This is a genomic window from Microcystis sp. LEGE 00066 (assembly GCF_015207925.1).
GTDB classification, from domain to species: domain Bacteria; phylum Cyanobacteriota; class Cyanobacteriia; order Cyanobacteriales; family Microcystaceae; genus Microcystis; species Microcystis ichthyoblabe_A.
In genome coordinates, this window is the sequence record NZ_JADEVX010000127.1 from 1 (window position 1) to 12,617 (window position 12,617).

Here is a 12,617-nt window from a genome sequence, read left to right on the forward strand (position 1 = left end):
TGGTGGCGGTGAGCAGGGTGGGGATCATGATGACACCGAACCAGCCGACATAAAGACGGTTGTTGGTGCTGGTGATCCACTGGCAGAACTGCTCCCACAGGGAAGCGCTCTCGCGCTGTTGTAGAGTGGTGGTCATTGGTTTATGATTCCTATTAAGTTATCGAGGTACGATTGATTGATGATGTCTCTATCTTAAGGAGTTTGTATCGGTTTGTAAAGGGGTTTGAAACTATTGTTACTTATACTATTGATAAGCTGAGGTTATGCTAAGTCTATAGGGTTTCCTGACCAAGTTTTCCTTTTGGGGAGTACGTCGTCAGGGGCCGATGTTAAATCAGGTCATACTTCATGTTTATGAAAAAAACCTAGATCTCGAACTCAGGTTAGACTAAAAAGGGAAATTTAATCATAATGGCGGTTGTCCTGACTATGGTAGAAAAAGTTCGTAAAACCGAGGCGGAATGGCAGGCCCAGCTAACTCCCGAACAGTTCCAAGTTACTCGCAAAAAGGGAACAGAACGGGCTTTTACGGGTAAATATCACGATAATAAAGAAAAAGGTATTTACAAATGTGTCTGCTGTGGTACGGAGTTATTTACTTCTGACAGCAAGTATGATTCGGGTACTGGTTGGCCGAGTTTCTGGACTGCTGCTAACGAGACTAATATTAAGTATGAACGAGATGTTAGTTTTTTCATGGTGCGGACAGAGATTCTTTGTGCCACCTGTGATGCTCATCTCGGTCACGTTTTTAATGATGGTCCACCCCCGACGGGAAAACGCTATTGTCTCAACTCTGCCGCTTTGCAGTTTGAAAAAAATCCCTAAAGCAAAAAGAGGTCTGGAAAGACCTCTTTTTTTAAGTTCTAGTGGCAGCCGATTACAGTAAACCTGTATTAGTTCCTGGTTTGCCAGTAGCTAACTGCACTTTGACAATTTTGCCGCCCATTTTCATGATGCGTTGTTGCTCACGAAACCAATTATCGTAGGGAACGAGTTTGGTGAAATAGGTATTTTGTAATTCCCGTTGTGTCCGAATGCGGCTTTGGCTTGGAACACAAGCGGTGATTTTGAACATCCGCATGGATTGACTTCTCCTAATCGCTGAAAAACTTGTCGCTCAAACTAACGAAGGCCTTTTTCTAAAATAACAAAGGTCGGGAGTCAAGGATCAATACTAGCTCGTCAAAACCTATCCTGGACAGATTCAGCCTTTAAAGACCTAGCACTCATCCTCGGCTTCCCGAACCTATTTTGTCCGAGTTCGTTATTTCTAGCTTAAGCCAGAGCTAATGTAGTCGAAGTAAATCCCCATTTCTTTACCCGCATCAGCACCAACTAAACTAGCGGTGACTTCTTTCATCGCTTGGATAGCTTGAACGGTGGAGGAGATGGGTACACCTAAAGAGTTGTAGGTTTCTTTCAGTCCGTTGAGAACGCGCTCGTCGAGGATAGAAGGATCTCCAGCTAACATAGCGTAGGTAGCATAACGGAGATAGTAGTCGAGGTCACGGATACAAGCGGCGTAACGACGGGTGGTGTACATATTGCCACCGGGACGGGTTACGTCAGAGTATAACAGGGACTTAGCCACAGCTTCCTTAACGATACCGGCAGCGTTGGCGCTAATGACACTAGCGGCGCGCACGCGCAGTTCACCGGTGGCGAAGTAGCCTTTCAGTTTGCCGAGAGCAGAAGCGTCAAGGTATTTGCCTTGAACGTCAGCAGAGTTGATAACAGAAGTAATTGCGTCTTGCATGGTGGTTCTTCCTTGGGTTTTGCTTAATCTTAAGAGGTTTACGGGGGGTGTGTCTAGAACAATTCACAAAGGAATTATTCTACGACATAGAGCCGATCACGTAATCGAAGTAGGAAGAAGCTTCAGAAGCATCGTCAGAAGACATAAGACCAGTAGCAACTTCTTTCATTTCGCGAACGCTTTGAGCTACGGCACCGATGTCGGTTCCTAAAGATTTGTACATTTCACGCACACCGACTAAACCGATTTCTTCAATCGGGGTGACATCACCAGCAACTACTCCGTAGGTGATTAAACGTAGGTAGTAGTCCATGTCACGCAGACAGGTAGCGGTCATTTCTTCGCCGTAAGCGTTGCCACCGGGGGAAACGATGTCAGGACGTTTTTGGAATAAGCGATCGCCAGCTTGTTTGACGATGGTTTCGCGAGCGCCCGTCAGGGTTTCAGCGATGCGTAAACGAGCGGCACCACTGGTAACGAAGGCTTTAATTCTGTCTAGTTCGCCGGGGCTGAGGTAACGAGCTTCAGCATCAGCATTCACGATCGATTTCGTGACGATACTCATTGATGGATTCCTCCCAACTAAGTGAGATTAATAAACTTAATCTGACATTTTATAGCAGTTGTGGTCACTACGCTTAAGTTATCTCGTTTCCGCCTCAGCGTCTCAAGACTTCCCTAGCTAGAGCGACCTAACGCAACTATTTTGCGGCATCTGGTTCACCTTCTCACTATTTTCGTAATACTTTTTAACATTTGCCCTGAGAAAGGAGCACCGGAGTGGGGTGTAGGGTGTAGGGTGTAGGGTGTGGGGTGTGGGGAGAATACAATGAAACTGTCTCCTGTCTCCTGCCTCCTGACGACTGATTTAGCCTAGCCAATTAATTGCCCCTTTAATCCAGTCTTCTGGCTGAGTATTTTTACTAAATAAAGCATCTTGACTGAGGACTGCTATGGCTCGATCGATCTCCTCTTGGCTGTATCCTAAAGCTAAAAGGGTCATCTGCACATCTTCGAGGATTTCCGCTGCTGGTAGTATTGCCGTGGTTGTCGTCGTCGCTTCTTTTAGCTGTCGCCATGCTGCCAATTTAGTTTTTAACTCTAAAGCGATTCTTTCTGCTGTTTTTAAGCCGACTCCGGGGGTTTTGCTCAAAATTTTGGTATTTCCTGTCACTATCGCCACCACAAGTTCCTCAATCCCCAGGGTATCGATTAAAGCTAGGGCTAATTGCGCCCCAACTCCGTTGACGGAAAGCAGTTGACGAAACAAATCTCGCTCTGGGGCGGTGCCGAAACCGTACAATAAAGGCTGGTCCTCGCGAAGGAGTAGGTGAGTAAAAATCTGACGACTATCATTGTTATCTTTGCCGATGTCTAGGGCTAATCGCGAGGGAATTTGAATTTCGTAACCGATCTGGTTTACGTCTAAAATCAAGATCAGTCGGTTATTGGGGGTTTTGATCACCTCGATCGCTTGTCCCCGTAAATAATTAATCATTGATTTAATTCTCCTACGAAAATAACCGAACCACAGTGATGACGGTTTTTACTCCCTGAAGGAATGCCGGGGAGATTTTCATTTTTGTTACAATTGTTAACAGAAGTGAATGGCGCAATTGATAACCTAATTTTCTTGGCGTTAGTCCCCCATAATTGGAGAAGATACAAAATGAATGGCAACATTAGAGTCGGGAATCTCTTTGGAATTCCCTTTTATATTAATCCTTCTTGGTTCTTTGTTCTGGGGTTAATTACCTTAACCTATGGGGGAGAATTAAGTCAGTTTCCCCAGTTAACGGGAATTATGCCCTGGCTCTTGGGATTTTTGGCCGCTATTCTCCTATTTGCCTCCGTGGTTGCCCACGAATTAGGTCATAGTTTTGTTGCCATCGCCCAAGGTATTGAAGTCAAATCAATTACCCTCTTTTTATTCGGTGGTTTGGCAACTCTCGGCAGAGAATCGAAAACTCCTCTAGAAGCTTTTCTAGTGGCAATTGCTGGCCCTTTAGTTAGTTTACTGCTCTTCGGTATTTTCCTAATTATTGGTCTTAATATTAGTTTAAATGCGCCCCTGGCAGCGATTCTTTCTCTGCTTGCCTATATCAACCTCGCTTTGGGTTTATTTAACCTGATCCCCGGTTTACCTTTAGATGGTGGTAATATCCTTAAAGCCATCGTTTGGCAAGTAACGGGCAATCCTAATAAAGGGGTTTTATTCGCTAGTCGTTTCGGTCAATTTTTTGGTTGGTTAGCGATTGTCATCGGTGCGCTATCAATTCTCGGAATCAGTCAATTAGGCAGTTTTTGGACGCTATTAATTGGCATTTTCCTCCTACAAAATGCCGGCTTTTCCGCTCAATCAGCTAAGGTTCAAGATTTCCTAAGTCGCTACAGTGCTAAAGATGTTATCTCTCCTAATAGTCCTGTAGTGCCGATTAATTTAACCCTGCGCGAGTTTGCTAATAATTATGTTATCGGTAAACAACAATGGTCTAAATTCCTAGTTACCGATAGCGAAGGTAAACTATTAGGGGTGATTAATGTAGAGGATCTGAAAACGATTCCCACTTCCCAATGGACAGAGGTAAATATCGGCCAGTTATTACAAACTAGCGAAAGTCTCAAACTGGTTTTGTCTCATACTTCCCTCCTAGATGTGGTGAAAATTTTGGAAGGAGAAAATTTATCTCAAGTGACAGTGGTAGAAGAAAACGGCACGGTTTTGGGGTTAATTGAGAAAGCTTCTATCCTTACTTTTCTCGCCCAAGAAACCCAAAGTCAACCCGCTTAATCAGTTATCAGTTATCAGTTATCAGTTATCAGTTATCAGTTATCAGTTATCAGTTATCAGTTACCAGTTATCAGTTACCAGTTATCAGTTACCAGTTATCAGTTATCAGTTAGGTAAATGTAATTCTCACCTCAATATTGATGAATCAGTCTAATCGCTATCTGCTAGGATTTATCCTTGTTGTCGCCGCTTATATAACTTTAATTGCTCCAGAAGTTAATAACCATATACAAGCAATGCTCGGAGGATCATCATCAAATTTACAAGCAAACAGATATTCTGAATTTCTTAGTCTTGTAATTAATGCGAGTATTTTATACCTTATATACAAATGGTTTTCAGGAAAGTATAATTTATGAGTTATCAGTGTTAAGTTTCCGACTCGCAGAATTTTGTCTAGTATCTCCTGTTGCTTTAAAACTGTCCCTTTTTTCCTTTTTGGTCTGATTTCGAGATCAGGCAATAAACATTTTTTAACCACAGAGGCACAGAGGACACAAAGAGCCAACTCACATAATTTTATTTAGTATCTCCTGACTATACTAACTGTCGCATTGCTTGCCACAATTGCTCGTATTCTTGCTCAGTTGCTGGCGATAAAGGGTTTAAAAAATCACTTTTTTTGACTGCTTCTGGATTTACAAGTAAAGGATTATTTTTAATATCTGGGGGAATTTGGTCGAGATTTTCAGTGAGAATTAGGGGGGATAATCCAGAGGTAAATAAAGAAATTTTAGTGGCGGATTCTGGTTGCCAACAAAAATCAATCCATTGCTGGACAAGAGAATTAGGAGTAGTTAAAACTGGTTTTACCCAGACATCTGACCAGAGAGAAGTACCAGATTTGGGGACAACAACTTTAATTTTATTATAGCGATCACTCACTGGTAAAATGTCATTAGACCAACCCACAGACAGCCAGACATCACCAAGTATCAGGGGTTGTAAATAATATTGAGAACTATAAAATCTTACCTGTTTTTGTAAGGCGAACAGCTGGTCTTTTAGTCCCGTAACTTGCTTTAAATCACTAGCATTATAAGAATAACCCAATTTTTTTAGGGTTAAACCGATGACTTCGCGACGATTATCAATTAGGGCAATTTTACCGGTTAATTCCGGTCGCCATAGATCGGACCAATCCTGTGGTCGCCAGTCAAATTGAGCGAATTTTTCCTCATTATAGGCAATTACTGTCATTCCCCAACGGTAGGGCGCACCCCAGACTTTCCCCTCTGTTTGCAGTTGTCCTTGAGCATTGCGAGTCATATTTTCTTGCCAACGTGGGGGCAGTTTTGACCAATTAGAGAGTTGAGAAGTATCTAGGGGTTGAATTAAACCGTTGCTAATCGCTTTTCCTAGCCAAGCATCCCCTAGGGTGACTAAATTACCTATCGCTGGGTTTTGTTCCCTAAAAGGGATAGGAATCGAAAATTGTGAGGTTGGTTGCCCCTGATTTTTTAACCATTTTTCCAACAATTCTAATAGCTCTTTCAGCTGCCTTTCCGACTGAAAATTGACTTTTTTTTCGGCAATAGTTTTCTGAAAATCTGTTAGCAATCGCGGCGGAATTGAACCGGACAGGAGAAAAATGCTCGGATCGCCGCTTCCGGAAGCGCAGCCACTTAAACCTCCTGCTAAGGCGATTGTACCTAATCCTTGCAAAAAAGAACGTCTATTTAACATATCGCCCGCCGATTCTCAACTTTAACAGTAATAATTGCCAGTTTCTAGCCTTGAATTATTATAGGACGATTTTTAACAAAATGTAAACTAGGGAGTTTTGCCGCTACCGATTTCAGCCATAGAGAGGCTTTGTTGTTAACTTTTATGGTAGAAAACTCTGATTTTGTCCTAGTTAAAGCTAGGATAGAAGGAGTAAGCTAAGGGGAGAGGTTATAAGACTATGTCAAACAATCATGATCGAGATTTCCATTATTCTTGTCGTTGTGGAAAAGCCAATTTTCAGTCTGTAAAACATCGATCTGGTATTTTATTAATCGGGGGAGCGGAAGGAGGTAAGTTAGGAGAAGATCAAGCGACCACATGGTTATTAAATCGAGCTAAAGGCGGCAATTACTTAGTGCTGCGCTTTGGCGATCTTGGCGGTCAAGCCGATTGGATTTGCGACAATTATCCCTCCCTGATCGGCTCGGCAGCGGAACTATCAATTGATAGTCGTGAAGGGGCGAATCATCCTGATGTTATCGAATATATTCGTAATGCCGATATCCTTTTTTTTGCTGGTGGTGATCAAAATCAGTACGAGGATTTGTGGGAAAGCACAAAGGTGGAAACAGCGATCAATTATCTGATCAACGACAAAAAAGTTCCCGTGGCGGGAACCAGCGCAGGAATGGCTATTCTGGGGGATTTTTACTATGCGCCTACTCACGAAGGAGTACTGAGTTCGGAAATATTAAATAATCCCTTTCACTTCAACACCAAAGACTTCTATCGGAGTGATTTTATTCGGGTTCCTTTTCTCAAAAAAGTGGTGACAGATACCCATTTGGATCGACTCAATCAAGATCATCCCGAAACAAGATATAGTCGCCTTTTTGGTTTTTTAGCCCGCAATGTCCACGATAATCACAATCAACTACCTGCCTACGCTATCGGTTTAGAAGAAGGTGCTTTTCTGGCGATCGATGAGCATGGTATCGCCAAAGTCTATGGTAACGGCACCGATAAGGGACAAGATGCCTATTTTCTGCAAACTAACGGGACTCTACCCGAACAGATGGAGCCGGATCGGCCTTTAATCTGGAATAACAACGGTCAAGCGGTGAAAGTCTATCGCATCGCAGGAACTCCCTCCGGCAGCGGTGAATTTGACCTCAAGGATTGGTCTAGTGCGGCTGGCGGCGGCTGGGAATATTGGTACACTAAAGGGGGAATGGCAGGGTTTAAGCGGGTTCCGGTAGCCTGAAGGTCATTTTTGTCAAAAAAGTGATTTCTATGGGTGTTAGGATTAATTTTGAGGCAATAAGGAGAATTTTTTGATCTATGACCCCTGAATTAATCACTTTTGGTCGATATCTCGCGGGTGAATTTGAAAATCAACGGCAAGCGCAAGCAGAACCGGTGTGGTACGTTCACCTGCGTTTATGGTTGCGTCCGTTGCCTTTATTTCGAGAAGACAGCATCGCGCTTTTTGCCGAACAGGCGAGTATAATCAATTTAGACCAACCCTACCGACCGCGACTGTGGCGATTAACGCGCTCGGAATCGGGAGGGTTAGAGGTTAGGCACTATATGTTTAATGACCTGAAATCCGTGCAAGGTGCGGGCAAAAATCCTGATATTTTGCGAAAAATTAGCTTAGAAGACCTAACTTTCCTGCCTACTTGCACTTTAGCGGTCAAAGTCCATACCCTCGCTGATCATCAATACCAGTTTATCGCCCAACCGCAACCAGAACAGCGCTGTCAATTCACCTATGAGGGTACAACCTATCAGGTGTCTTTAGGTTTCGAGGTGACGAGTCACAGCCTAAAAACCTACGATAAAGGTCTAGATCCCGGCACCGGTAAGGGAATTTGGGGCGCTCTGCTCGGTCCCTATCAATACGAGAAAAAACGGGATTTTTCGGCAGAATTGGAGGTGTGAGGAAGATTGCATCACATGAGGTCAAAATGACGGCAGATGACACCGCAAAGAGCCGCTAAAGCGGTAATTCCTAAAGCTGTACCGATGTCTTGTCCTTGATTGACGGCAAAAGAAGTGACGATTCCTGCACCTAAACCGGCTGTGATTGCCGCTCCGAGAAAATCTTTATCTGAGTTTTTATACATAGAGATAAGGCCAAATTTCCACAAAATCGTGTTTTTTACCTTATCATCCTCTTTTGAGCCACTAATCACCAGGAGGCGGAATTGCAATCAAGCTTTAGATTTAGCCACGTTTCTTAACATTAAGTTGGGTCAGATAGATAGGAGGTAAAATCGATGAAATTAGCTAAAATCTCTTTTTCTGGCTTTTTAATGCTGATTATCTACCTTTTGCTAATACTGAGTTTTGTTAATGCCAGCAAGGCACAATCGGATACGGCGGTAAGATCGGAGTTAATTAGTCTCCGCAATCGAGTTGAGCGCCTTGAAAGTCAGGTCCGAGGAATAACCATCCGCGGGGAAAATGCCGCTCCCATTCCCCAACGGCGATCGGGAACGGGTATAGTAAATGGGGAAGTAGTCGGGGAAAGTGACCCACTGTTCCAGCGTTTAGCCACTTTAGTAATTGAATTAAAGGAAGATTTAAAAAAGCTAGAGCAACGGGTGCAAATCTTAGAAAAAGAAACCGTTAGCCAGAAATCGTCGTCAATTGATGCTATAACGATCGAAAGTTAAATTGATCCAAACTATGCAGTTAATTGATTATGTAATTGTGCTGCTTTATCTGGCAGGAACCCTAATAATCGGGATTATAGCCGAGAAAAAAGCTTCTCAAGGTCTAGAATCCTACTTTTTAGGTAATCGTAATTTGCCCTGGTGGATGTTAGGGGTGTCGGGAATGGCAGCTAACACCGATTTAGCGGGAACTATGGTCATTTCTGCCCTAATTTACGCTGTCGGACCCAAAGGACTATTTATCGAAATCCGCGGCGGTGTTGTCCTAATTATGGCCTTTCTCATGGCTTTTATGGGCAAATGGAATCGGCGGGCCCAAGTTATGACCATGGCGGAATGGATGAAATTTCGCTTTGGACCAGGAAAACAGGGTAATTTTGCCCGAATTATTAGCGCCATCGCCATTCTCTTATTCTCTATCGGTACGATGAGTTATTTCTCCGTTGCGGGGGGGAAATTTTTAGGGCAGTTTTTGGGTATGGATGATCGTCTTGCTTCGGTGATATTAATTCTTTTAACCTTGATTTATACGGTGGCCAGTGGTTTTTATGGTGGGGTAATTACCGATTTATTTCAAGGGTTTCTGATTTTTGTGGCGGTAATTTATGTATCGGCAGTGGCCTTTTTTACCGTTAATCTTCCCGATAGTTTCACGGTAGCAATTCCGGGGGCAACGGAGCCAAAAACTTGGAATTTAAGCGACTGGGCTAGTATTTTTCCCTCGCTGACTTTGGATTTACCTGGAGATTATGCCATCTTTAATTTGTTTGGTGGGGTGATTTTCTTTTATTTAGTTAAAACCATCATCGAAGGTTGCAGCGGCAGCGGTGGTTATATGTTACAACGATACCTAGCCGCTAAAAGTGATCGAGATGCCGGTTTATTATCTTTATTCTGGATTATTCTGCTTTCTTTCCGTTGGCCCCTGGTCACAGCTTTTGCGGTTTTAGGTATTCACTACGGTTTAACTGAAGGCACGATTACAGATCCAGAAAGAATTCTGGCCACGGTGATTACTCAATACATTCCTGTGGGGATGAAAGGGTTATTAATTGCTGCTTTTTTAGCGGCAGCTATGTCCACTTTTAACGCAGTTATTAACGCTAGTGCCGCCTATTGGGTCAAAGATATCTATCAAGCTTTTTTGAAACCAAATGCGGGAGAACAGGAGTTAGTTTTTCAAGGTCGTCTGGCCTCGGTTTTTGTGGTCGTAATTGGCTTAGTTTTGAGTTTTAATATCCAAAATGTCAATGATATTTGGGGTTGGTTAACCACGGGATTAGGGGTGGGATTAGCAGTTCCTCTGCTATTACGTTGGTATTGGTGGCGCTTTAATGGTTATGGTTTTGCCGTGGGAACTTTAGCAGGAATGATTGCGGCTATTGCCTCACAAGCGATAATTTTACCTTTCTTTCGTCACAGTCAATATCAGGAACTTATTCTCTTTCTTGTGCCGAGTTTGTTCGCTTTAGCTGGCTGTATTATCGCTACTTTGTTAACTCCTCCCACCGATAGTTTAGTTATGGAAAATTTCTATAATGTTACCCGACCTTTTGGCTTTTGGGGAGAAGTCCGTCACAGTGTTAAACCTAACCTACAGGCAAAAATTAAAGCGGAAAATCAACGGGATATCATCGCCGCTTTTCTCACTGTTCCTTGGCAATTAGTCCTCTTTATGATGGGGATTGTTTTAATCATCAAGCAGTGGGAAAGTTTGAAGATTTTGGCTTTGGTTTTTCTTTTGCTGTCCATCGGTCTCTATTTTACTTGGTATCGACATTTATCTAAGGAAATTACCGTCACTAAAGACCGAGATTTAGGTTAGGCAGTAATTCAGTTATCAGTTATGAATTATCAGTTATGAGTAAGATCTCGTTCCCAGGTTCTACCTGAATACTATTTTAAGGCAGAGCCTTAGATATTGTGTTCCAAGGCTCTGCCTTGGAACAAGGGAAACTCGCAATCCAAAATCTAAAATCTAAAATCCCAAAAAGAGTGGAGGAGCGGGTATCATTTCTCCACGAAAATCTAGTAATTGCACCAGAATTAAATAAGCGATTGCGATCGCAATCGAAATCGCTCCAGTAATGATCGCAACCAGTTTTCCTCGATTCATAAACAATCCCTCAACTGATATAGTCTTATTGTACTAATGCCAGACAATAACCTCATCGCGATCAAAGCGAACTTTCTTCAACAGTTAATATTTGTCTTCTAAGGAGCGATAGTCGAGAGCCACTGCTGCTACTGCTGCATAACCGCTACCTTCTAATTGCAGAATACGATCATAAGCCGCTGGCTCGATTCCTTCTAGTGGACAAGCATCAATATCGAGCAAGGCGGCGGTTTCCATCAGCATTCCCATCGCAATATAACTCTGTCGCTGAGACCACCATTGAACAATTGCTGAGCGTGGCCCATTAACTAAATCTGACACCATCAGATTCTTATAATTCTCCAGAGAAGCGACATCTAATTCTCGAACTTGAGCTATTTTTGCAACGAATTTCTCGACATATGCTACTTCAATTTTGGTAAGAGTAGCAAGTACCACATAGTGGGAGCAATCCTCTACTTGAGTTTGATTCCAACTGACCGGAGTAAGTGCCGCACGAATTTTTGGATCTTGAACGACAATAAATTTCCAGGGTTGCAAACCATATGAAGAAGGAGCCAGTCTCAAGCTTTCTTCTAAGACAAACCAATCTGCTTCAGAAATTTTTTTAGACGGGTCAAATTTTTTGACAGCGTATCTCCACTGAAGCTTTTCTAAAATTTCTTGAGGTTGAATCGTCATTATATCTCCTGGGCGATTGAGCGCTGGAATCTATTTTAAATTCTCTCAAAATCTGCAAAAAAAAAAGCAAGCAAAATTTTGCCGTCAATTGTTAAGTTTGGTTAAGAAAAATAGCAAGAGCGGCAAGGAATAGAAATCCCTTACCGTTGACTTTGGCCGGACTCACCACTTCTTATAGGGTAAAAACTTACCCGACATGGTAATTTTAACGCGATCGCCTTTAGGGTCTTCTTCCTTATCCACGTCGAGGGTAAAATCGATCGCACTCATAATACCATCGCCGAATCTTTCATGAATCACCGATTTTAGGGGCATTCCATACACCTGCATGATCTCGTAGAAACGATAAATCAGGGGATCGGTGGGGACAACCGGACCCAATCCCTTGACAGGATACTCGGTTAAGGATGGGATGATTTCGGTTCCCAGTCCCAAGGCTGCCACAATTTTCGTTGCTTCCTCTGGGGAGGCGCTCGCTTGCCGGTAAAAAACAGCGGCAATCCACACCTCATCTCGTCCTAGAATCGCTTCTAGGTCAGCGAAACTCAGTCCTTTTTCCTTCTTCGCTTCCAATAGTTTTGCAGTAATTTCGGGTATCATCGCTTATTTTTGCAGAATTTGTCTGCTTCTAGTTTACCTGAACATCAATTATATAAGTAAAAGTTATGATATTGATAAAAAAACATTTCTTAAAACCCCTTTACATAACTATAAAAAGCCGATAGTATTAACTCATGTCAAACAACGAACCTTGACAACCTAATACATACAGAAATTATCCAACCATGACTACAACTCTACAACAGCGCGAGAGCGCTTCCCTGTGGGAGCAGTTCTGCCAGTGGATCACCAGCACCAACAACCGTCTTTATGTCGGCTGGTTCGGTGTCATCATGATCCCCACCCTGCTCACCGCCACCA

15 protein-coding genes and 2 pseudogenes are annotated in these 12,617 nt (G+C 42.9%); 7 read left to right on the top strand and 10 right to left on the bottom strand.

Going from position 1 to position 12,617, the window contains the following annotated elements:
* Window positions 1–136: pseudogene (locus tag IQ224_RS16280) on the bottom strand (photosystem II q(b) protein); the annotation flags it as partial.
* 275 nt (window positions 137–411) lie between these two features.
* Between IQ224_RS16280 and msrB the strand changes: the two are divergent.
* The gene (gene msrB / locus IQ224_RS16285) at window positions 412–828 is read left to right on the top strand and encodes a peptide-methionine (R)-S-oxide reductase MsrB (RefSeq protein ID WP_002750849.1); all 417 of its coding nucleotides are present in this window, start codon (window positions 412–414) and stop codon (window positions 826–828) included.
* Between the two features lie 52 nt (window positions 829–880).
* On the opposite strand, the gene IQ224_RS16290 is transcribed toward msrB, so the two are convergent.
* From IQ224_RS16290 to ruvA, 4 genes are all read right to left on the bottom strand, one after another.
* On the bottom strand, window positions 881–1,084 hold the full coding sequence (locus tag IQ224_RS16290) for a phycobilisome linker polypeptide (protein WP_002739162.1): 204 nt from the start codon (window positions 1,082–1,084) through the stop codon (window positions 881–883).
* A 189-nt stretch (window positions 1,085–1,273) separates the two neighbouring features.
* On the bottom strand, window positions 1,274–1,759 hold the full coding sequence (apcB, locus tag IQ224_RS16295) for an allophycocyanin subunit beta (protein WP_002738786.1): 486 nt from the start codon (window positions 1,757–1,759) through the stop codon (window positions 1,274–1,276).
* Between the two features lie 79 nt (window positions 1,760–1,838).
* Window positions 1,839–2,324: an allophycocyanin subunit alpha gene (locus tag IQ224_RS16300; protein WP_002744263.1), complete on the bottom strand. Its 486-nt coding sequence runs from the start codon at window positions 2,322–2,324 to the stop codon at window positions 1,839–1,841.
* Window positions 2,325–2,627: 303 nt separating this feature from the next.
* Window positions 2,628–3,257 (bottom strand): Holliday junction branch migration protein RuvA, encoded by a 630-nt coding sequence (gene ruvA / locus IQ224_RS16305; protein WP_084990065.1) that lies wholly within the window; start codon window positions 3,255–3,257, stop codon window positions 2,628–2,630.
* A 63-nt stretch (window positions 3,258–3,320) separates the two neighbouring features.
* Here ruvA and IQ224_RS16310 point away from each other — a divergent pair, with 63 nt between their 5' ends.
* Window positions 3,321–4,550 carry a site-2 protease family protein gene (locus IQ224_RS16310; RefSeq protein WP_036401025.1) on the top strand — a complete coding sequence of 410 codons (1,230 nt, stop codon included), beginning with the start codon at window positions 3,321–3,323 and terminating at the stop codon, window positions 4,548–4,550.
* Between the two features lie 537 nt (window positions 4,551–5,087).
* Here the strand turns inward: IQ224_RS16310 and IQ224_RS16315 are convergent.
* Window positions 5,088–6,236 (bottom strand): substrate-binding domain-containing protein, encoded by a 1,149-nt coding sequence (locus tag IQ224_RS16315; protein WP_002744257.1) that lies wholly within the window; start codon window positions 6,234–6,236, stop codon window positions 5,088–5,090.
* A gap of 220 nt (window positions 6,237–6,456) precedes the next feature.
* On the opposite strand from IQ224_RS16315, the gene IQ224_RS16320 reads away from it, so the two are divergent.
* Both IQ224_RS16320 and IQ224_RS16325 read left to right on the top strand, forming a co-directional pair.
* On the top strand, window positions 6,457–7,482 hold the full coding sequence (locus IQ224_RS16320; RefSeq protein ID WP_002744256.1) for a cyanophycinase: 1,026 nt from the start codon (window positions 6,457–6,459) through the stop codon (window positions 7,480–7,482).
* A gap of 77 nt (window positions 7,483–7,559) precedes the next feature.
* The gene (locus IQ224_RS16325; RefSeq protein WP_002744254.1) at window positions 7,560–8,162 is read left to right on the top strand and encodes a chromophore lyase CpcT/CpeT; all 603 of its coding nucleotides are present in this window, start codon (window positions 7,560–7,562) and stop codon (window positions 8,160–8,162) included.
* An 11-nt stretch (window positions 8,163–8,173) separates the two neighbouring features.
* On the opposite strand, the gene IQ224_RS16330 is transcribed toward IQ224_RS16325, so the two are convergent.
* Window positions 8,174–8,347: a hypothetical protein gene (locus IQ224_RS16330; RefSeq protein WP_002791720.1), complete on the bottom strand. Its 174-nt coding sequence runs from the start codon at window positions 8,345–8,347 to the stop codon at window positions 8,174–8,176.
* Between the two features lie 153 nt (window positions 8,348–8,500).
* Between IQ224_RS16330 and IQ224_RS16335 the strand changes: the two genes are divergently transcribed.
* A complete protein-coding gene (locus tag IQ224_RS16335) occupies window positions 8,501–8,899 on the top strand; it encodes a hypothetical protein (protein WP_194033225.1) in 399 nt (132 codons plus the stop codon).
* Window positions 8,900–8,912: 13 nt separating this feature from the next.
* Window positions 8,913–10,724 (top strand): sodium:solute symporter family protein, encoded by a 1,812-nt coding sequence (locus IQ224_RS16340; RefSeq protein ID WP_194033226.1) that lies wholly within the window; start codon window positions 8,913–8,915, stop codon window positions 10,722–10,724.
* Window positions 10,725–10,877: 153 nt separating this feature from the next.
* Here IQ224_RS16340 and IQ224_RS24255 read toward each other — a convergent pair whose 3' ends face one another.
* The 3 genes from IQ224_RS24255 to cynS form a co-directional block, all read right to left on the bottom strand.
* Entirely contained in the window at window positions 10,878–11,015 is a 138-nt protein-coding gene (locus IQ224_RS24255; RefSeq protein WP_002738535.1) for a hypothetical protein, read from the bottom strand.
* 84 nt (window positions 11,016–11,099) lie between these two features.
* Window positions 11,100–11,696, bottom strand: coding sequence for an NAD(P)H-dependent oxidoreductase (locus IQ224_RS16345; protein WP_194033227.1), 597 nt, complete (start codon window positions 11,694–11,696; stop codon window positions 11,100–11,102).
* Window positions 11,697–11,858: 162 nt separating this feature from the next.
* On the bottom strand, window positions 11,859–12,296 hold the full coding sequence (cynS, locus tag IQ224_RS16350) for a cyanase (protein ID WP_002744246.1): 438 nt from the start codon (window positions 12,294–12,296) through the stop codon (window positions 11,859–11,861).
* Between the two features lie 185 nt (window positions 12,297–12,481).
* Here cynS and IQ224_RS16355 point away from each other — a divergent pair.
* Window positions 12,482–12,617: pseudogene (locus IQ224_RS16355) on the top strand (photosystem II q(b) protein); the annotation flags it as partial.